Consider the following 20,293-nt stretch of genomic DNA (forward strand, 5'->3'; position numbering starts at 1 on the left):
GGGGGAAAAACAGGCCGCTATAAATAACAGATGGGACGTAGGTTGGCAATTATTCCTGTCGCCTGCTTGACAATGGTGTGAAGGAAGGCGTATTTGGCGACGCGATAACCGGTTGTCGGAATATTTGTGCCCAGTCAGCGCTAATCGATAAAAAACGGTAACTTATCGCAGAGAGATATACCGTCAGGTGATAATTTAGCCCCATAACAAACGACTTCTACGCCCAATTGCTGAACCTGTGCCAACAGTGCCGCATAACGCTCATCTATATGATGTGCCGGTGCGACCTGTTCAATACCGCTATGTAACACAGCAAAGAACAAAACCGCCCGTTGCCCGCTTTCAACCACGCTTAGCAACTCACGTAAGTGCTTCTGTCCTCTGAGCGTTACCGCATCAGGGAAGTAACCACGTTGTTGTTGCAATAATGTGACTGACTTAACTTCAATATAGCAGCTAGCTCGATTTTCTGCCTGTAATAACAAATCGATACGACTGTTTTCACTGCCATATTTTACTTCGCTGCTGATTTTACTGTAACCGGATAATTCATTGATTAGATTCTGTTCGATAGCCTCGCGCACCAAGGTGTTGGCACGTAAGGTATTCACACAGATCCAGTCCCCTTGTTGGGTATGTGTCAGTTCCCAACTGTGGGCGTATTTGCGTTTGGCATTATCTGAGGTGGAATACCAAACGGTGTCGCCGGGTGTTGCGCAACCGGTCATGGCACCGGTGTTGGCGCAGTGCAGGGTAAAGGTTTCTCCCTCCGGCGTGATGACGTCCGCCAGAAAGCGTTTGTAACGTTTAATCAGCGTGGCATGGCGCAGCGGTGGCGTAAAAATCATGAGTTGTCCTGGTTGGCTAAGGGCCATTGTTCAAGCATCTGATAACGCGTGCGGCCGTTTTCAAAAACTGACTGGTACAAGGCAAATGCGTCGGCGCTGAAGACCCATCCCGGTGTAGCCGGTGGTATGGCGACGGGCTGTGTTGCAGAGCGCAATAGTGTGATGTGCGGATGAAACGGCATGGGGCTTTGATAACACCCGCTGCGGGCTGCCTGCGATCGCAAAAGCTCTGCCAACTGCAGCAATCTGCGCGGGGCGCGTCGTGTGCCTAACCAAACCACGCCGGGACGAGGCCAGTGGCCAAGGTCATCCAATACCATGCTGAAGCCGGGTTGGCGAATGCGGCTGGCCAGCTTTTTAAGCGCGGCTTCTTTTGGTGCTGAAACATCCCCGAGAAAGGCCAGCGTCAGGTGCAGATTGGCTGCTGCGACTGGCCGACCCGCTTCGGGTGTGAAGCTTTCTGCGCGCCAACGGATCACCTGCTGCTGTAATGCATCCGGTAAGGTCAGGGCGAAAAAAAGGCGGCGCGAACTGGACATAGATACCCGGCAAGTAATGAAACGCAGAGTCTAATGCTACAATGTGCGCCGTCCAATGTTAACCACTACGGAGAGTTCTGTGTCTTCACTGCCCGTCAGTGCGGTTCTTGATGAATTGCTCACTGCACTGCAATCCGCCCCGCAGGTATTGTTGCATGCACCTACCGGTGCCGGTAAATCGACCTGGCTGCCGCTGCAGATCCTGGCTAACGCCGGTTTGCCGGGCCGCATTATTATGCTCGAACCCCGGCGGTTGGCGGCGAAAAACGTGGCATACCGATTGGCGCAGCAACTGGGGGAGGAACCCGGTCAGACGGTGGGTTACCGCATGCGCGCCGAAAGCAAAAGTGGGCCGCATACCCGGCTCGAGGTGGTGACAGAAGGCATTCTTACCCGCATGTTGCAGCAGGATGCTGAGCTGCAGGGCGTTTCGTTAGTGATTCTCGATGAGTTCCATGAGCGTAGCCTGCAGGCCGATCTGGCGCTGGCACTGCTATTGGACGTGCAGCAGGGGCTGCGCGACGATTTAAAACTGCTGATCATGTCGGCGACGCTGGATAACGCTCGCCTGACGCAGTTGTTGCCACAGGCGCCGGTGGTGGTGTCCGCTGGCCGCAGCTTCCCTGTCGAGCGTCAATATCAGCCATTAGCCAGCCACCAACGGCTGGAGGACGGTGTGGCGAGCGCGGTTAAGCGCCTGTTGTCTGAGCAGGAGGGCTCATTGCTGCTGTTCTTGCCCGGCGTGGCTGAAATCCACCGCGTACTGGAGCGGTTGAGCGGTGACGTCGCGGGCGATATCGAGTTATGCCCACTGTACGGTGCCTTGCCGTTAGCACAGCAGCAGAAAGCGATTCAGGCTGCACCAGCAGGCCGCCGTAAAGTGGTATTGGCAACCAACATCGCTGAAACCAGCCTGACCATCGAAGGCATTAGGTTAGTGGTAGACAGTGGTCTGGAGCGGGTAGCGCGTTATGACGTGCGTAACGGCCTTACGCGATTGGTGACGCAACGCATTAGCCAGGCATCAATGATCCAGCGTGCTGGCCGTGCAGGGCGCCTGGAGGCCGGCATTTGCTGGCATCTGTTTGCCAAAGAGCAGGCAGAGCGGGCGGCGGAACATGCGGAGCCGGAAATCGTGCAAAGCGATCTCGCCGCTTTCTGGCTGGAGCTACTGCAATGGGGCTGCCATGACGTTGCGCAATTGACCTGGCTCGATCGGCCACCGGAGACGGCGCTGACGGCCGCCAAAAGGCTGCTACGGCACCTTGGTGCTACCGATGAAGGCGATAAACTGACTGCGCGTGGTCGCCAGATGGCCCTTCTGGGCTGTGAGCCGCGTTTGGCGGCGATGCTAACCCAGGGGGCAGAGCGAGGAGCCGATGGGCTTGCGACAGCCGCTGCGTTAGCGGCATTACTGGAAGAACCGCCACGCAGCGGGCAAATGGACATTGGCTACTGGCTGAGCCGCCCGCAGCCGAACTGGCAACGCCGTGCTACCCAGTTGGCCCGGCGTTTACAGACAAAAGCGGGGCAGGTGGATGTTGACCTGGCGCCGAGCCTCCTGGCGTTGGCGTTTACTGACCGCATTGCTCAACGGCGTGGTCAGGATGGTCGTTACCTGCTGGCTAACGGTATGGGCGCTGCGATGAATCAGGATGAGGCATTGTCGCGAGCTCCTTGGCTGATCGTACCTGGCCTGTTGCAAGGGCATAACAGCCCCGACGCCCGTATTTTGCTGGCGCTACCGGTAGAGATTGATGCGTTGGCGGCCCAACTGCCGGCGATCGTTTCCCAGCAAACCGCAGTGGAATGGGACGAGGAAAAAGGCACGTTGCGCGCCTGGAAACGTCAGCAGATTGGCCGTTTGACGCTGCGTGCACAACCCCTTGCCAAACCGGCAGACGAAGAGCTGCAACAGGCATTGCTCAACTGGGTTCGTGTTCAGGGGGTGGCGGTGCTTAACTGGGATACCGCCGCTGAGCAGTTGCGCCTACGTTTGCAGTGCGCACAAAACTGGCTGCCAGAGGCCGCCTGGCCCCCGGTCGACGATGACGCGTTGCTGGCGTCATTGGAGCAGTGGTTGTTACCGTCGCTGAGTGGCGTACGTGACATGCGTGGATTAAAACAGGTGAACATTGCCGAGGCGTTGTCACGGCTGTTGGACTGGCAGCAAAAGCAACGGCTGGATAATGCGTTACCCACTCATTACACTGTGCCGACCGGCAGCCGGTTACCGATTCGCTATGACGCCGGCAAACCGCCTGCGCTGGCCGTGCGTTTGCAAGAAGTGTTTGGTGAACAGCGTAGCCCGATGCTGGCAGAAGGTCGCATCCCGGTAGTGCTTGAGTTACTCTCACCGGCGCACAGGCCATTACAAATCACCGGCGATCTGGCGGCGTTTTGGCAGGGGGCCTACAAAGAAGTGCAAAAAGAGATGAAAGGGCGGTATCCGAAGCACGTGTGGCCGGACGACCCGGCGAATACCGCACCGACGCGGCGCACGAAAAAGTATCAGTAATCCCCGTTATACTTGACGCCGCATCTGTGTTGGCTGCACTCACTTACCCGAATGACTTACCAGAGTAAGCTCATCGGGATAAGTTCTCTTGCCGCCTTGATGCAACACCAATGATTTAGGGGATGAATTCAGATGTTTCTTCTGTTCAATGGCCTGACGCCGCGACAGATTAAGCGACTCATAATGGCCGGCAGTGCCGCCAAGTCTGGAGAGTAACAGCAATGGCTGGGGATGACCGCGAGCCCATCGGGCGCAAAGGGAAACAACCAACACGCACCGCGTCGCGCAAGCCGCCGCGCCGTCGTCGAGAAGACGATTACGATGATTACGAGGAAGACGAGTACCAGGATGACGATGATGATTATGAAGACGAGGAAGAACGCATGCCGCGTAAGGTAAAAGCGACTCCGCCGCGTAAAAAACGCCGCTGGCTCGGCCTGCTTATCAAACTGATTCTGGTGGTCGCAGTTCTGCTGGCGATCTACGGCGTCTATCTGGATTCACAGATCCGCAGCCGCATTGACGGCAAAGTCTGGCAGTTGCCGGCAGCGGTTTATGGCCGAATGGTCAACCTGGAACCGGGCATGCCGTACAGCAAAAAGGAAATGGTCGATTTGCTTGAGGGCATGCAATACCGTCAGGTAAGCCGCATGACACGCCCTGGTGAATTCACCGTGCAGGCCAACAGCATCGAGATGCTGCGTCGCCCATTTGATTTCCCAGACGGTAAAGAGGGCCAGATCCACGCGCGTCTCAATTTCCAGAACAACCGCCTGGCGAACATCGAGAACATGGAAAACCAGCGCAGTTTTGGGTTCTTCCGCCTCGATCCGCGCCTGATCACCATGTTGCAGTCGCCGAACGGTGAACAGCGTCTGTTTGTGCCACGCGCCGGTTTCCCAGACCTGCTGGTGGATACGCTGATTGCCACCGAAGACCGCCATTTCTATGAGCATGACGGCATCAGCCCCTATTCCATTGGCCGTGCGGTGTTGGCTAACCTGACAGCCGGACGTGCAGTGCAGGGCGGCAGTACACTGACGCAGCAGTTGGTGAAAAACCTGTTCTTAACTAACGAGCGTTCGCTGTGGCGTAAGGCCAACGAAGCCTACATGGCGTTGTTGGTGGATTACCGCTACAGCAAGGATCGCATCCTTGAGCTGTATCTGAATGAGGTTTACCTCGGCCAGAGCGGCAACGATCAGATCCGTGGGTTCCCGCTGGCCAGCCTGTATTACTTTGGCCGCCCGGTAGACGAGCTGAGTCTGGATCAACAGGCGCTGTTGGTGGGCATGGTTAAAGGGGCGTCGCTGTATAACCCTTGGCGTAACCCGAAACTGGCGCTGGAACGCCGTAACCTGGTGTTGAAACTGTTGCAGAACCAAGGTGTTATCGATGCAGAGCTGTATAACATGCTCAGTGCTCGACCTTTGGGCGTGCAGCCGAAAGGCGGGGTGATCACGCCGCAACCCGCGTTTATGCAGATGGTTCGTCAGGAACTGCAAGCCAAGCTGGGCGACAAGGTTAACGATCTGTCCGGTGTGAAAATCTTCACCACGTTGGATCCGGTATCACAGGATGCAGCAGAAAAGGCGGTTGAGGATGGTATACCTGCGCTGAAGGCGGCTCGCCACGTTCAGGATCTGGAAGCGGCGATGGTGATCGTCGATCGCTTTAGCGGTGAAGTTCGTGCCATGGTCGGTGGTGCTAACCCACAGTTTGCCGGATTCAACCGTGCCATGCAGGCGCGTCGTTTGGTTGGGTCACTGGCTAAGCCACCGACTTACCTGACGGCCTTGTCTGAGCCGGACAAATATCGTCTGAACACCTGGCTGGCGGATCAACCACTGACGTTGAAATTGTCTAACGGTACCGTTTGGCAGCCAAACAACTATGACCGTAAGTTCCGTGGTCAGGTGATGCTGGTGGATGGCCTGGCATTTTCACTCAACATACCTACGGTGAACCTGGGTATGTCGGTTGGGCTGGATCAAATCAGTGCTACGCTGCAACGTTTGGGCATTCCAAAGGCAGAAATTAACCCGGTGCCTTCGATGCTGCTCGGGGCGATTGGCCTGACACCGATGGAAGTCGCGCAGGAATACCAGACGATTGCCGGCGGTGGTAACCGTGCTCCATTGTCTGCAGTGCGTTCGGTGATTGCTGAAGACGGTTCAGTGCTGTATCAGAGCTTCCCGCAGGCCGAGCGTGTGGTACCTGCTCAGGCAGCTTACCTGACGCTGTACGCCATGCAACAAGGTGTCGCGCGCGGGACTTCCCGTTCACTGTCGGTCAAGTTCCCTAACTACAACCTGGCGGCGAAAACCGGTACCACCAACGATTTGCGTGATAGCTGGTTTGCCGGCATCGACGGTAAAGAAGTGGCTATCGCCTGGGTGGGGCGTGATAACAACGGCCCAGCCAAGTTGACCGGTGCCAACGGTGCATTGACCCTTTATCGCCGCTATTTGGAAAACCAGACGCCGCTGCCGCTGATGCTGCAGCCGCCGGAAGGTATTAACCAAATGGGCATTGATGCCAGCGGTAACTTTGTCTGTAGCGGTGGTGGGCGTACCATTCCTGTATGGACGGATAACCCGCAGGGATTGTGCCAGGCAAGCCAGGCCGCTCAGCAACAGCAACAACAGCAGCAACAGCAACAGCAGGCGGGTGAGCAAAAAGATGCTGACGGCGTCGCGGGTTGGATCAAGGACATGTTCGGCAAGTAAGCAGCCAAGCATGTAAAACGCTTAGGCGAAAAGTTTTTCTTTGTTATTAAGCCCGTAACTTTCTGTTGCGGGCTTTTTTATTTCTCCGCGCAGTTTATTTCCATCAGGTTAATGTGGCTAAGCGGTTAATCTCACACCAATTCACAGGCTGAATTCGACTTGCAGTTTAATTTGGCTTCTGCATAAAATGCGTCGCTTATAATAATTATTATCGTTTACATTCGTTATCAAATAATTCATCAGAGAAACCACTTATGCCGACCAAGCGTCTTCCTTCCACGGCCAAACAGAGCCGTTTTCACGTCAGTGGGTTAGCGATTACTATCGCTGCTGCACTTGGCACGCTGGCTATGCCAGCATTTTCCGCCGACACCAAATCGACTGCCAAGGAAGACACGATTACCGTGGTAGGCAGCGGTCAGTCCCAGCAGGAAAGCGCCTGGGGGCCGGTCGGCACCTATGCGGCCAAGCGCAGCGCTACCGGGACTAAAACGGATACGCCATTGATTAAAACGCCGCAGTCAGTCTCTGTCGTGACGCGTGAAGAGATGGATATGCGCCAGCCGGAAACGGTGAAAAGTGCGCTGGCGTATACGCCGGGTGTGATGGTAGGCAACCGTGGTGCCTCTACCGCCTACGACGCCGTGAACATTCGTGGTTTTAGTTCCGTGGGTACCAATATGTACCTGGATGGTCTGAAACTGCAGGACGATAACTATTCCATTTACCAGATTGACCCTTACTTCCTCGAGCGTGCCGAAGTGCTGCGCGGTCCTTCTTCCGTACTCTACGGTAAGAGCAACCCTGGCGGTGTCGTCGCGCTGGTCAGCAAACGCCCAACGACGGAAACCCTGCGCGAAGTTCAGTTCAAAATGGGCACCGACAATCTGTTCCAGACCGGCTTCGACTTCGGCGGTGCGTTGGATGATGCGGGTGTTTATTCTTACCGTTTGACCGGCTTGGCGCGTGATGAAGATCAGCAGCAGGTGGGAGAAAAGAGCAAGCGCTATGCTATTGCGCCTTCGTTCAGTTGGCGGCCTGATGATCGCACCTCGTTGACTTTCCTCAGCAGTTTCCAGGATGACCCCAGCGTGGGCTTCTATGGCTGGTTGCCGAAAGAGGGCACGGTGCAAAATGGTATCAACGGTAAATTGCCGACCAGTTTCAACGACGGTGAGCCGGGCTATAACAATATCTCACGTAAGCAACAGATGGTTGGGTACGCCTTTGAGCATGGGTTTGATGATGTGTGGACGGTGCGCCAAAACTTGCGTTACTCCAAAATGGACGTTGATTACCGATCCATCTATGGCCAGGGCATCAGCGCGACTAACCCTGCGGAATTGACCCGTGGCGTGATGAACTCGAAGGAGCACATGTCCAGTTTTGCTGTGGATACGCAGGCACAGGCCAAGTTTGCCACTGGGCAGGTCGCTCACATCTTGTTGATGGGGGTGGACTACATGCGTATGCGTAACGACGTCGTCTATCAATACGGCAGCGCTTCCCCTCTGAATGTCGTGGCGCCGCAGTACGGTAACCAAAGTTACACCATTACGGGTGGTGCAAGTCAGGTCAATCGCCAGGAGCAAACCGGGCTTTACGTACAGGACCAGGCTGAATGGAACCAATGGGTGCTGACCATGGGCGGACGTTATGACTGGAGTGATACCAACAGCACCAACCGGTTGAACCAGAATTCGGTTTCAAAGCAGAAGGACAACGAATTCACCGGCCGCGCCGGTTTGAATTATGTATTCGAAAACGGCATTGCACCTTATGTCAGTTACAGCGAATCCTTTGAGCCGACTTCAGGCACGGACTTCAGTGGTAACACCTTCGCTGCCTCCAAGGGCAAACAGTATGAGGCGGGTGTGAAATTTGCGCCGAAAGATCGTCCCATCACTGCCAGCATGGCGATTTATCAGCTGACTAAAACCAACAACAAGGTGGCGGACCCTAATCCAGACCATCCATTCGCCAGCGTTCAGGGCGGTGAGATTCGCTCTCGCGGTGTCGAGCTGGAGGCCAAAGCCGCGCTAACAGCCAATGTTAACCTGCTGGGGTCTTATACCTACACGGATGCCGAGTACTCCAAGGACACCACGCTTCAAGGCAATACCCCGGCGGCGATTCCAAAACATATGGCTTCACTGTGGGCGGATTACACCTTCCATGAAACCGCACTCAGCGGTTTGACTCTGGGCTCCGGTGTTCGCTATGTCGGTTCCAGCTATGGTGATGAGGCCAATACCTTTAAAGTGAAAGACTACACGGTGGTTGATGCCGCAATAAAATACGATCTGGCGCGTTTCAATCTGCCCGGTTCCTCGATTGGCATTAACGTGAACAACCTGTTTGATAAAGAATACGTCTCTAGCTGCTTTGCTACCTATGGCTGCTATTGGGGCGCAGAACGTCAGGTGGTCGCCACCGCAACCTTCCGCTTCTAATCGGATAACCGGGGCGGCGTTATGTCGCCCCGGACAGAGTAGGACCTATGCAGGATAAACACCCCAATCACGACGCCACTTTTACGTTAGATAGCGCCAGTTTTGCCGTTCCCGGCCGTGTGCTGTTGCAGCCATTATCGCTGACCTTTCCCGTGGGGAAAGTCTGTGGGTTGATCGGTCACAATGGTTCTGGCAAGTCTACGCTGCTAAAAATTTTGGGTCGCCATCAGAACCCGTCCACCGGCAGTGTATTGCTCAATCAACAACCACTGCACCAATGGGACAGCAAAGCCTTTGCGCGTCAGGTGGCCTATTTGCCGCAGCAATTGCCGGCCGCAGAGGGCATGACGGTGCGCGAGTTGGTGGCGATTGGTCGCTACCCGTGGCACGGTGCTTTGGGGCGCTTTGGCGTCAACGATCGCCAACAGGTGGAAGAGGCCATTGCGCTGGTGGGATTAAAACCGTTTGCCAACCGTTTGGTGGACAGCCTGTCCGGCGGTGAGCGCCAGCGTGCCTGGTTGGCGATGATGGTGGCACAAGACAGCCGCTGCCTGTTGTTGGACGAGCCGACCTCGGCGCTGGATATCGCCCATCAGGTTGACGTGCTCGCGTTGATCCAACGATTAAGCAGCCAGCGCGGTCTGACGGTGATTGCAGTGCTGCATGATATCAATATGGCTGCGCGCTATTGCGACCATCTGGTGGCGTTGCGCGGCGGAGAAATGATTGCACAGGGCGCACCATTAGATCTGATGCAGGGTGACGTACTGGAACAAATTTACGGTATTCCTATGGGGACGCTGCCACATCCAAGCGGCGGTGCGCCGGTGAGTTTTGTCTACTGATGTCTGATTCTTCTGAGTTTCATCATGATGCCGTACGCCGTCGCCTGTTGACGGCAATGGCGCTGTCGCCATTGCTGCTTTCCCTGCCGGGGCACGCCGCTGAAACGCCGCCCGACCTGACGCGCATTGTCGCGCTGGAATGGCTGCCGATTGAGCTGCTGTTGGCCCTTGGGATTACGCCGCTGGCGGTCGCTGATATTCATAACTACAACCTGTGGGTGGAAGAGCCAAAGCTGCCTGCATCGGTTATTGACGTGGGTCAGCGTACCGAACCTAACCTCGAATTGTTGCAGCAGCTTCGCCCTTCATTGATGTTGCTGTCGAAGGGCTACGGGCCCACACCACAAAAGTTGGAACCGATCGCACCATCGATGAGTTTTAGCTTCAACGACGGCAGTGGCAAACCGCTGACGGTGGCGAGGCAATCGCTGCAGGCCTTGGCGCAGCGGTTAGGGTTGGAAAGCCGCGCTATGCAGCATCTGGCGCAGTTTGATCGCTTTATTGTGGAGATGCGTCAACGCCTGCATTCATATACCCAGCAGCCACTCCTGATGTTTTCACTGATAGATACCCGTCATGCGCTGGTTATTGGCCAGAAGAGCCTGTTCCAGGAGGTGATGGATCAGCTTGGCATAAAAAATGCGTGGGAAGGCGAAACCAACTTCTGGGGCACGGCGGTGGTGGGAATTGAACGCCTGGCAACGGTGAAAAGCGCACGGGCGATTTATCTCGATCACGGTAATCAGGCGATGATGGATAAGGTCAGCTCGACGCCGTTATGGCAGGCATTGCCGTTCGTCAGACAGAATCAATTGCGCCAGGTACCGGCAGTGTGGTTCTACGGTGCGACGTTATCGGCGATGCGCTTTTGCCACCTGCTGGAACACGCGCAGGAGAGCTATTCATGAACGCAGGTATCCGCGCATTGCCGGTGACGTTGGTTCTGGTTCTGCTGGCGAGCGCCAGCGGCTTAACGCTTTATAACCTGCTGCAACAGCTGCCGTGGGCACTGTGGGGACAGGCGCTGAACGCACCGGATATCGACGATGTTCACCAAATGTTGTTCCACTATAGCCTGCTGCCGCGATTGTCCGTGTCCTTGCTGGCCGGTGCCGGATTAGGGCTGGTCGGCGTACTCTTCCAACAGGTATTGCGCAACCCGTTGGCAGAACCCGCGACGCTCGGCGTTTCCGCCGGTGCGCAGCTTGGATTGACGGTCGCTACGCTATGGATGTTGCCGGGAGGGGAACTGACCCGACAATTGGCTGCGATGGTGGGAGCGGTAGTGGTCGGTGGATTAGTGTTCGGTGTGGCGTGGGGCAAACGCATGTCGCCGGTGACGCTGATCCTCGCCGGGTTGGTGTTGGGGCTATATTGCGGTGCGGTTAACAGCCTGCTGGCCTTGTTCAATTACGATCAACTGCAAGGCGTATTTTTGTGGAGCACCGGTGCCCTGAACCAGCAAGACTGGAATACCGTGCAGTTTATCCTGCCGCGTTTGCTGGTGGCAGGGCTGTTGGCGGTGCTGTTATTGCGTCCATTAACGCTGTTGGGATTGGACGACGGTGTGGCTCGCAATCTGGGGCTGGGGTTGTCGATGGCGCGTTTTTGCGCGCTGGCCGTAGCAATTATCTTCAGTGCCATGCTGGTTAATGCCGCTGGTGTGATCGGTTTTATCGGTTTGTTTGCCCCCTTGATGGCGAAAATGCTGGGCGCACGTCGGCTGGCACACCGCATGATGTTGGCACCTCTGCTGGGTGCGCTGCTGTTGTGGTTAACCGATCAGGTAATGATCTGGCTGACGCAGGTATGGCGTGAGGTTCCTACCGGTGCCGCGACCGCACTATTTGGTGCACCGCTGCTGCTGTGGTTGTTACCGCGTCTGCGCAGCGCCTCCACGCCACCGCCAATGAATCTGGGGGATAAGGTACCGGCGGAACGTGGTCATCTGTTGGTGTGGGTTGCGCTGGCGGGGGCGGTGTTATTCGCTGGGCTGGCTGTGGCACTGATGTTTGGGCAAAACGCTGCCGGTTGGCACTGGAGTCAGGGCGCCGAGCTGGAGTCATTGATGCCGTGGCGCTGGCCACGGGTATTGTCGGCTTTGGCTGCGGGCATGATGCTGGCGGTTGCGGGGACGTTAATCCAGAAGTTGACGGGTAACCCGATGGCCAGCCCGGAAGTGTTGGGTATCAGCTCAGGTGCTGCGTTCGGCGTAGTGATGATGCTGTTGGTCGTACCGGGTGATGCCTTTGTCTGGTTGTTGCCCGCTGGGAGCCTGGGCGCTGCCGGTACTTTATTGGTGATCATGATTGCTGCAGGGCGGGGTGGTTTTTCCACCGAACGCATGCTGTTGGCCGGTATTGCGCTTAGCACGGCGTTCACCACCACCATTTTCCTGCTGTTAGCCAGTGGCGATCCGCGTACCGGTGGGCTGCTGACCTGGATTTCTGGCTCCACCTATTCGGTGACGCCGGAGCAGGCAGTGCGAACGGCGATTATTGCGACGACGTTGATTGTGCTGGCACCGCTGTGCCGCCGCTGGCTCAGTATTTTGCCGCTTGGCAGTGCCACTGCACGCTCGGTGGGTATTGCTTTGACGCCGGTGCGGTTAACCATCTTGCTACTGGCCGCCACGCTGACCGCGATGGCGACATTGACCGTAGGGCCGCTGAGTTTTATTGGCCTGATGGCGCCGCATATGGCGCGCATGCTGGGCTTCCGCCGTGCGTTACCGCAGATGGTAATTTCCGCGTTGTTAGGGGGCTTGCTGATGGTGTTTGCTGACTGGTGCGGACGGATGGTGATGTTCCCGTACCAAATCCCTGCCGGGCTGCTGGCGACCTTTATTGGCGCGCCGTATTTCGTTTACCTGTTGCGTAAACAAACCTCATAACCGACGCCGTTCCTGCCGTTTCTAGAATCAAAGGCTCAGCATCGCTGGGCCTTTATTTTTTTTCGTATTTTCATACTATTGCAACGCTTTGCGTACGGCTACGCAGAACGGATATCCCGTGCGGAAAGGGCGCGGAAATCTGGGGGAAGATAAATATACTGCGCGCGGATGCTCTGAATCCTGTCGAAAGGCAAGGAAAGAGGTACCCCTACACTCAAATTATCAAGGTGTACACAGTACATTTTCTGGTGTACTTTGTACCTCAGCATGGAGAGGGTGCCAGTGAGTCATGCGCTAGTATTTATTGAGACCCCGATGTTTACGCGGCAGGTAAGGCAAATTGCCACGGACGACGAGCTAAAAGAACTCCAGAAAGAACTCATCGAATCACCCGATAAAGGCGATCTGATCCAGAAAACCGGTGGCCTGCGGAAAGTCAGAATGGCTACAGGTTCCCAGGGTAAAAGTGGAAGTGCCAGAGTGATTTACTTTCTGGCAACCAAAGAGGTCATCTATCTGGTAATGGCCTACCCGAAAAATAGTAAAGACAGTCTGAGCGACATGGAAAGGTCAGAGCTGAAGACATTGACGAAATTGCTGAAAGATGAGGTATGACATGAGCTTTTTTGACGATATGAAAACGTCTCTTGAAGAGGCCGTCGCGATTAAGAACGGGGTTGAGGCTCCGGCCAATGTCACTCGTTATGATATCGCCGATGTGAAAGCGATCAGGGCGCAGCTTAATATTTCTCAGAGTGAAATGGCAAAGGTGTTGGGTACCAGCGTTGATACCATTAAAAGCTGGGAAACAAAAAGGCGTAATCCGACCGGTCTGGCTGCAAAGGTGCTGGCGGCGATTCAGGCTAATCCTGCCTTCTTCAGGGAGTTGGCGGCCCATTAGGTCTTGCTTACCTGCTGCTGTATACGCGGTGTCTGACGCCCTTCCTTCAGAAAAAAACGGCGAGCCTAGGCTCGCCGTTTTCACGCTGGATACCCGGGCTTATTTCAAGCCGGCAGCATCGCGCAGCAGTTCTGCTTTGTCTGTCGCTTCCCAAGGGAAGTGCTCACGACCAAAGTGACCGTAAGCTGCAGTTTCGCGGTAGATTGGTTGCAGCAGGTCCATCATCTGGATCAGGCCGTATGGGCGCAGATCGAAGAATTCACGCACCAGCAGGGTCAACTGTTCGGTAGGGACTTTCTCAGTACCGAAGGTTTCCACCATGATTGAGGTCGGTTCTGCCACGCCAATGGCGTAGGAGACCTGGATCTCACAGCGGTCAGCCAGGCCAGCCGCCACGATGTTTTTCGCCACGTAACGCGCTGCGTAGGCTGCTGAACGGTCAACTTTAGACGGATCCTTACCAGAGAACGCACCGCCGCCGTGACGAGCCATGCCGCCGTAGGTATCAACGATGATTTTACGCCCGGTCAGACCACAGTCACCCATTGGTCCGCCGATAACGAAACGGCCGGTTGGGTTGATGTGGTATTTGGTGCTGGCGCTTAACCATTCAGTTGGCAGCACGGGCTTGATGATCTCTTCCATTACCGCTTCTTGCAGATCTTTCAGAGAAATATCTTCGGAATGCTGGGTGGACAGGACCACTGCGTCGATGCCGACGATTTTGCCGTCGTCATACTGGAAGGTCACCTGGCTTTTCGCATCTGGACGCAACCATGGCAGGGTGCCGTTTTTACGCACTTCGGCCTGACGCTGCACCAGACGGTGCGCGTAGGTTACCGGTGCAGGCATCAGCACTTCGGTTTCATTGGTAGCATAGCCAAACATCAGGCCCTGGTCGCCGGCACCTTGTTCCAGCGGATCGGTGCGGTCAACGCCCTGATTGATATCTGGGGATTGCTTGCCGATTGCGCTCAGTACGGCACAAGAGTTGGCGTCAAAACCCATATCCGAGTGGACATAACCGATTTCGCGTACGGTTTTACGGGTGATTTCTTCGATATCAACCCAAGCGCTGGTGGTGATTTCACCGCCAACCAGTACCATGCCGGTTTTCACGTAAGTTTCGCAGGCGACGCGTGCTTTAGGATCTTGTTCCAGGATGGCGTCGAGGACGGCATCGGAGATCTGGTCAGCAATTTTGTCAGGATGCCCTTCGGAGACGGATTCGGACGTGAATAGGTGTTTAGCCATTGTATTCTTTACCTTGCATAAGACGGGTTAGAAATTACTGCACAGCGCTGGAGATCCGGCATCAAAGCGAAGGGTCTTCCGCTGATGGCGCGAGATACATCCTGCAACGCCCCTCAGGCAAAGCCGTTAAGCAGTTTCTTCGTTAATCAGTATAGATGGATTAACATCTGGACGTCTATTTTAGGTCAGGCCTTGACCGGATTGCCAGTATTTTTTTGCCATTTCGCTCTTTTGCGCAAAGCTGCCGACGCCATTTTCATCGCTTGAAACAGTTTCCGACAAATTTTCATTTTGCATTTTCCCCTGGTTATCGGTATAAACTGCGCGCGCGGCTCATTTGGTGCACAGTGCGGGGAAAGAAGTTGTAAACTTCTGTGACTCGCCATGGATAGCCGGATTGTCAGCTGCAGACGTCGGCCTTTTTGACGTCGCCGCTTCATAGAACGGTCACGTTCTTACACTATTAATAGAGGCTCGGTCGTTCATTGAGGACGACGTGCGTGGAGGTGGTTGGATTAATGATCCGTTGTCTACCGGTTGTTGGTTCTCAACAGCAGTGCCGTTCTGGCGCACATTCTTCTGCTATTTCCCGTCTTGTCTCTACACCACCTTTCAGGTGTGATAAACACCTGGGCGCTACTCAGGATTCTCGGGCCGGTTAACGGTCGTCTGAAGAACTGAACAAGGGTAGCCTGCAGCCTTCCTGTGGGATGTTTCTTGACCCGATTCACGAGGTTTGAACAGGGTGTCTTACAATTATATGAGTAATAAACCGATCGCTGACCGCGAACGGCAGTTTTATTCGCTGCCGCAAGGGCGGTTTGTTGGGTTGTTCTCGCGGGTTGTAGCTGCGATAGTGGCTGACTGTATCGTCAGTACGGGATGTGAGGCGAGTAATGTCTGATGATCTGTTGATTCACCGTCCGTCAGCAACGGGCGAATCTATATCTTTGCGCTCCATGCAGGAGGTTGCCATGAATGATCGTGATGCCAGCAAGATGCTGCGCACTTATAACGTCGCCTACTGGGGCAACAATTATTATGACGTCAATGAACTGGGTCACATCAGCGTGTGCCCGGATCCTGACGTCCCGCAGGCGCGTGTCGATCTGGCCGATTTGGTCAAACAACGCCAAAAAGACGGTCTGCGTCTGCCGGCGCTGTTCTGCTTCCCGCAGATCCTGCAGCACCGCCTGCGTTCGATCAACGCCGCTTTCAAACGTGCGCGTGAATCGTTCGGTTATGAAGGTGGTTATTTCCTGGTTTACCCGATTAAGGTCAACCAACACCGTCGCGTGATTGAATCTCTGGTTAATTCCGGCGAGCCGCTGGGGCTGGAAGCCGGTTCTAAAGCTGAGCTGATGGCGGTGCTGGCACATGCCGGCATGACCCGTTCCGTGATCGTCTGTAACGGCTATAAAGACCGTGAATATATCCGTCTGGCGTTGATCGGCGAAAAGCTGGGGCACAAGGTGTACCTGGTGATCGAGAAAATGTCCGAAATCAACATGGTGCTGGAAGAAGCTGAACGTCTGAATGTGGTACCACGCCTGGGCGTGCGTGCGCGTCTGGCGTCACAAGGCTCCGGCAAATGGCAGTCGAGCGGCGGCGAAAAGTCCAAGTTCGGCCTGGCAGCCATTCAGGTGTTGAAACTGGTGGAAACCCTGCGTGAAGCGGGCCGTCTTGATAGCCTGCAACTGCTGCACTTCCACCTGGGTTCGCAACTGGCCAATATTCGCGACATCGCGACAGGCGTACGCGAATCGGCACGTTTCTACGTTGAACTGCACAAACTGGGCGTTAACATCCAGTGCTTCGACGTGGGCGGCGGTCTGGGCGTAGATTATGAAGGCACCCGTTCGCAGTCTGATTGCTCGGTGAACTATGGCCTGAACGAATACGCCAACAACGTGATTTGGGGTATCGGTGATGCGTGCAACGAACACGGCTTGCCGCATCCGACGGTGATCACCGAATCCGGCCGTGCAGTTACTGCACACCATACGGTGTTGGTATCCAATGTGATCGGCGTTGAGCGCAATGAATTCAGCGATCCATTGCCACCGGCAGAGGACGCACCGCGCGCGCTGGAAAGCATGTGGGAAACCTGGCAGGAAATGAACGAGCCGGAAAACCGCCGTTCGCTGCGTGAATGGCTGCATGACAGTCAGATGGACCTGCATGATGTCCACACTCAGTATGCTCACGGTATGCTGGATCTGACCAAGCGTGCCTGGGCCGAGCAGTTGTACCTGAACATCTGCAACAAAATCCAGCAGCAACTGGATCCAAGCAACCGCGCGCACCGTCCAATCATCGACGAACTGCAAGAACGCATGGCAGACAAGTTCTACGTCAACTTCTCGCTGTTCCAATCAATGCCGGACGCCTGGGGTATTGACCAGCTGTTCCCGGTGTTGCCACTGGAAGGGCTGGATAAGCCGCCGGAAGGCCGTGCCGTACTGCTGGACATCACCTGTGACTCCGACGGTACTATCGATCACTACATCGACGGTGACGGCGTAGCGACCACCATGCCAATGCCGCCGTACGATCCGGAAAATCCGCCGGCGCTGGGCTTCTTTATGGTGGGTGCCTACCAGGAAATCCTGGGCAATATGCACAACCTGTTCGGTGATACCGCCTCGGTGGACGTGTTTGTCTTCCCTGATGGCACGGTAGAAACTGAATTGTCTGATGAAGGCGATACCGTTGCCGACATGTTGGAATACGTGCAGCTCGATCCTACTGCGCTGCTGGCCAAATTCCGCGATCAGGTAAAAGAAACCGATCTGGACAGTGGGCTGCAAGCGCAGTTCCTGGAAGAGTTTGAGGCCGGTTTGTACGGTTATACTTATTTAGAAGATGAGTAAGTCACGCTGAAAAGCCGGGCATCTCTTTGATGCCCGGCTTTTTTATTGGTTTTCTCCCGCATTTCCCCTCGCAATACCCCTTATCTCCTATCAGTTATCACAAATTTGTTAACTCTCCGTGAGGATTCGGACAGGGTTTTCTTTGTAGGTTGTCACTATCGGTTTGATCAGTCTTCGGGGTGGCAATGATGATGAACAGACGGCAGTTTATTCTGGTTGGCGGCGGCCTGTCCGCGGCGTTTTCGCTGGGGCTATTGCCAACGTGGGCCGCGCGGGCTGCGGCCACCGCGCAATTTGAAGTCAACTACACTGATCAACAGTGGCACGCGCGGTTGACCGCCGCGCAATACCATATTTTGCGCGAGGAGGGCACCGAAATACCCTACAGCAGCCCGCTGAATGACGAACACCGTGATGGGGTGTTTTCCTGTGCAGGGTGCGATTTACCGCTGTTTTCCTCCCATACCAAGTTTGACAGCCATACCGGCTGGCCGAGTTTTTATCAGCCTCTTGACCATGCCGTTGCCCAGCGCCAGGACCGTTCATTCGGCATGGTGCGAGACGAGGTGCACTGTCGGCGCTGTGGCGGGCATCTTGGACACGTGTTTGACGACGGCCCGCAACCTACCGGGTTACGTTACTGCATGAACGGGGTGGCGCTGTTGTTCACGCCGCAACAGGCATAATGGGGAGAGCAACATGTTGATCCTGATACTGGCTTATCTCGGCGGCATTCTGACCATCGCCAGTCCGTGCATACTGCCGGTGCTGCCGTTCATTTTCTCGCGTGCCGATCGCCCTTTCTTACGCTCCGGTTTGCCGATGCTGGTGGGCATGGCGCTGACCTTTGCGCTGTTTGCCACGCTGGCGGCCGTCGGCGGTGGCTGGGTTGTGGCGGCCAATCAATATGGTCGCTGGCTGGCGTTGATCCTGATGGCGGTATTTGGCATCACCTTACTGTTTCCGTCGGTTGCCGAACGCGTGATGCACCCATTGGTATCGGCCGGTAATCGCCTGTCTGACAAGATTGCGGCAGACAAACAGCACCAGGTTGGCTCGTCGTTGCTGCTGGGTATCGCCACTGGCCTGCTCTGGGCACCTTGTGCCGGCCCTATTCTCGGTCTGGTTTTGACAGGAGCGGCATTGCAAGGGGCTAACGTCGGCTCAACATTGTTGCTATTGGCCTATGCCGCAGGGGCAGCGACGTCGCTGGCATTGGCATTGTTGATCGGCGGTAAGGTATTTAGCGCCATGAAACGCTCACTGGGCGCTGGTGAATGGATCCGACGGGGACTGGGGGTGGCAATGCTCGTGGGGGTAGTGGCGATTGCCCTTGGCCTGGATACCACGGTGTTGGCACGTCTTTCCGCGGCGTCGACGGGGGGAATTGAACAGCGGTTAGTACAGACATTGACGCCCGCTACCACGCCGGTGCGACCTCCGGTGCAAACGGCAGTCGACGCTCAACCGATGTTGGATGACCTGGGCGAGATGCCGTCCCTGTCAGGGGCTGTACAGTGGTTGAATTCCCCACCGCTGACGACAGAGTCCCTGCGTGGCAAGGTGGTCCTGGTCGATTTCTGGACCTACTCCTGCATCAACTGCTTGCGCTCTCTGCCTTACGTGAAGGCCTGGGCGGAGAAATACCGCGATCAGGGGCTGGTAGTGATTGGTGTACATGCGCCGGAATTTGCCTTCGAGAGAGATATTGGCAATGTCACCAAAGAGGCGAAAAAACTGGGTATCGACTACCCGATCGCTATCGATAACAACTACAGCATCTGGCGCGCGTTCAACAATCAATATTGGCCTGCGCACTATTTTATCGATGCCACCGGGCATATTCGTTACCAGCATTTTGGTGAAGGCGACTATGCGCAATCTGAGCGGGTGATTCAGGAACTGCTGCGCCAGGCTGGGGCAAAAAATATCAGCACGGCCGTTAGCCAGGTTGCCGGGCAGGGCGTTGAACAGGCGGCGGGCAATCAGGCTGATATCTCACCAGAAACCTATCTGGGTTACGCGCGGGCGCAAAACTTTGCTTCCGGCGAGGCCGCTCAAGACCGGAGCGCCAGCTATGTCGTGCCGGCAAGTTTACCGCTCAATGATTGGGGGTTGGTGGGGAATTGGACGGTTGGTGAAGAAAACGTGATGTTGAATGCCCCTCAAGGGCGCATCGTCTACCGCTTCCATGCGCGTGATCTGCATTTGGTGCTAGGCCCGAACACCGGGGGTAAACCGGTCGCGTTCAAAGTGACGCTGGATGGCAAAGCACCCGGTGAAATGCACGGCACGGATGTGACACCGGACGGTCGCGGCGTGGTCACCGATCAGCGTCTCTACCAGCTGATTCGGCAAACAGACGGCGCTGGAGAACACACCTTCAGTATTGAATTTGAACAGGCAGGGGTTGCTGCCTACGCCTTTACTTTCGGTTAAT

Annotated in this window: 15 protein-coding genes; 12 read left to right on the forward strand and 3 right to left on the reverse strand. The window is 55.6% G+C overall.

Translation table 11 applies throughout. From position 1 onward, the window contains the following. Window positions 1-140 precede the first annotated feature (140 nt). Entirely contained in the window at window positions 141-848 is a 708-nt protein-coding gene (gene sfsA, locus JOE25_RS18230; RefSeq protein WP_061807932.1) for a DNA/RNA nuclease SfsA, read from the reverse strand. After that, window positions 845-1,387, reverse strand: coding sequence for an RNA 2',3'-cyclic phosphodiesterase (gene thpR / locus JOE25_RS18235; protein WP_209637554.1), 543 nt, complete (start codon window positions 1,385-1,387; stop codon window positions 845-847). Before thpR ends, sfsA begins: the two co-directional genes overlap by 4 nt. 79 nt (window positions 1,388-1,466) lie before the next feature. On the opposite strand from thpR, the gene hrpB reads away from it, so the two are divergent. The 8 genes from hrpB to nadS all read left to right on the forward strand — a co-directional run bounded on the left by hrpB (window position 1,467) and on the right by nadS (window position 13,726). Beyond that, window positions 1,467-3,905: an ATP-dependent helicase HrpB gene (hrpB, locus tag JOE25_RS18240; RefSeq protein ID WP_209637556.1), complete on the forward strand. Its 2,439-nt coding sequence runs from the start codon at window positions 1,467-1,469 to the stop codon at window positions 3,903-3,905. Between the two features lie 221 nt (window positions 3,906-4,126). Beyond that, the gene (gene mrcB, locus JOE25_RS18245) at window positions 4,127-6,634 is read left to right on the forward strand and encodes a bifunctional glycosyl transferase/transpeptidase (RefSeq protein WP_209637558.1); all 2,508 of its coding nucleotides are present in this window, start codon (window positions 4,127-4,129) and stop codon (window positions 6,632-6,634) included. Window positions 6,635-6,888: 254 nt separating this feature from the next. Continuing rightward, window positions 6,889-9,087: a ferrichrome porin FhuA gene (fhuA, locus tag JOE25_RS18250; RefSeq protein WP_209637560.1), complete on the forward strand. Its 2,199-nt coding sequence runs from the start codon at window positions 6,889-6,891 to the stop codon at window positions 9,085-9,087. A 47-nt stretch (window positions 9,088-9,134) separates the two neighbouring features. Continuing rightward, window positions 9,135-9,932, forward strand: a complete 798-nt coding sequence (gene fhuC / locus JOE25_RS18255) for a Fe3+-hydroxamate ABC transporter ATP-binding protein FhuC (protein WP_209637562.1) — start codon at window positions 9,135-9,137, stop codon at window positions 9,930-9,932. Next, window positions 9,932-10,840 (forward strand): Fe(3+)-hydroxamate ABC transporter substrate-binding protein FhuD, encoded by a 909-nt coding sequence (fhuD, locus tag JOE25_RS18260; RefSeq protein WP_209637564.1) that lies wholly within the window; start codon window positions 9,932-9,934, stop codon window positions 10,838-10,840. Before fhuC ends, fhuD begins: the two co-directional genes overlap by 1 nt. Next, entirely contained in the window at window positions 10,837-12,825 is a 1,989-nt protein-coding gene (gene fhuB / locus JOE25_RS18265) for a Fe(3+)-hydroxamate ABC transporter permease FhuB (protein WP_209637566.1), read from the forward strand. The genes fhuD and fhuB overlap by 4 nt, the downstream gene beginning before the upstream one ends. A 282-nt stretch (window positions 12,826-13,107) precedes the next feature. After that, window positions 13,108-13,440 carry a type II toxin-antitoxin system RelE/ParE family toxin gene (locus JOE25_RS18270; RefSeq protein WP_209637568.1) on the forward strand — a complete coding sequence of 111 codons (333 nt, stop codon included), beginning with the start codon at window positions 13,108-13,110 and terminating at the stop codon, window positions 13,438-13,440. Between the two features lies 1 nt (window position 13,441). Next, the gene (gene nadS, locus JOE25_RS18275) at window positions 13,442-13,726 is read left to right on the forward strand and encodes a NadS family protein (RefSeq protein WP_209637570.1); all 285 of its coding nucleotides are present in this window, start codon (window positions 13,442-13,444) and stop codon (window positions 13,724-13,726) included. 99 nt (window positions 13,727-13,825) lie between these two features. Here the strand turns inward: nadS and metK are convergent, their stop codons facing one another. Next, complete coding sequence (metK, locus tag JOE25_RS18280) at window positions 13,826-14,980, reverse strand: methionine adenosyltransferase (RefSeq protein ID WP_004947833.1); 1,155 nt, start codon at window positions 14,978-14,980, stop codon at window positions 13,826-13,828. A 760-nt stretch (window positions 14,981-15,740) separates the two neighbouring features. On the opposite strand from metK, the gene JOE25_RS18285 reads away from it, so the two are divergent. From JOE25_RS18285 to JOE25_RS18300, 4 genes are all read left to right on the forward strand, one after another. Then, window positions 15,741-15,884 (forward strand): virulence promoting factor, encoded by a 144-nt coding sequence (locus JOE25_RS18285; protein ID WP_112347340.1) that lies wholly within the window; start codon window positions 15,741-15,743, stop codon window positions 15,882-15,884. Then, window positions 15,877-17,853, forward strand: coding sequence for a biosynthetic arginine decarboxylase (speA, locus tag JOE25_RS18290; protein WP_209637572.1), 1,977 nt, complete (start codon window positions 15,877-15,879; stop codon window positions 17,851-17,853). Before JOE25_RS18285 ends, speA begins: the two co-directional genes overlap by 8 nt. Before the next feature lie 188 nt (window positions 17,854-18,041). Then, window positions 18,042-18,539, forward strand: coding sequence for a peptide-methionine (R)-S-oxide reductase MsrB (msrB, locus tag JOE25_RS18295; protein WP_209637574.1), 498 nt, complete (start codon window positions 18,042-18,044; stop codon window positions 18,537-18,539). Between the two features lie 13 nt (window positions 18,540-18,552). Next, on the forward strand, window positions 18,553-20,292 hold the full coding sequence (locus JOE25_RS18300; protein ID WP_209637576.1) for a cytochrome c biogenesis protein DipZ: 1,740 nt from the start codon (window positions 18,553-18,555) through the stop codon (window positions 20,290-20,292). The last annotated feature ends 1 nt before the right edge of the window (window position 20,293 follow it).

It is taken from the genome of Serratia sp. PL17 (assembly GCF_017832355.1).
GTDB lineage: Bacteria > Pseudomonadota > Gammaproteobacteria > Enterobacterales > Enterobacteriaceae > Serratia.

Bases quoted from the DNA above. Each gene is read 5' to 3' on its own strand.
- thpR (WP_209637554.1), bottom strand. From the start codon at position 1,387: ATGTCCAGTTCGCGCCGCCTTTTTTTCGCCCTGACCTTACCGGATGCA.
- fhuA (WP_209637560.1), top strand. From the start codon at position 6,889: ATGCCGACCAAGCGTCTTCCTTCCACGGCCAAACAGAGCCGTTTTCAC.
- nadS (WP_209637570.1), top strand. From the start codon at position 13,442: ATGAGCTTTTTTGACGATATGAAAACGTCTCTTGAAGAGGCCGTCGCG.
- fhuB (WP_209637566.1), top strand. From the start codon at position 10,837: ATGAACGCAGGTATCCGCGCATTGCCGGTGACGTTGGTTCTGGTTCTG.
- metK (WP_004947833.1), bottom strand. From the start codon at position 14,980: ATGGCTAAACACCTATTCACGTCCGAATCCGTCTCCGAAGGGCATCCT.
- speA (WP_209637572.1), top strand. From the start codon at position 15,877: ATGTCTGATGATCTGTTGATTCACCGTCCGTCAGCAACGGGCGAATCT.
- JOE25_RS18285 (WP_112347340.1), top strand. From the start codon at position 15,741: ATGAGTAATAAACCGATCGCTGACCGCGAACGGCAGTTTTATTCGCTG.
- msrB (WP_209637574.1), top strand. From the start codon at position 18,042: ATGATGAACAGACGGCAGTTTATTCTGGTTGGCGGCGGCCTGTCCGCG.
- fhuC (WP_209637562.1), top strand. From the start codon at position 9,135: ATGCAGGATAAACACCCCAATCACGACGCCACTTTTACGTTAGATAGC.
- sfsA (WP_061807932.1), bottom strand. From the start codon at position 848: ATGATTTTTACGCCACCGCTGCGCCATGCCACGCTGATTAAACGTTAC.
- mrcB (WP_209637558.1), top strand. From the start codon at position 4,127: ATGGCTGGGGATGACCGCGAGCCCATCGGGCGCAAAGGGAAACAACCA.
- JOE25_RS18300 (WP_209637576.1), top strand. From the start codon at position 18,553: ATGTTGATCCTGATACTGGCTTATCTCGGCGGCATTCTGACCATCGCC.
- fhuD (WP_209637564.1), top strand. From the start codon at position 9,932: ATGTCTGATTCTTCTGAGTTTCATCATGATGCCGTACGCCGTCGCCTG.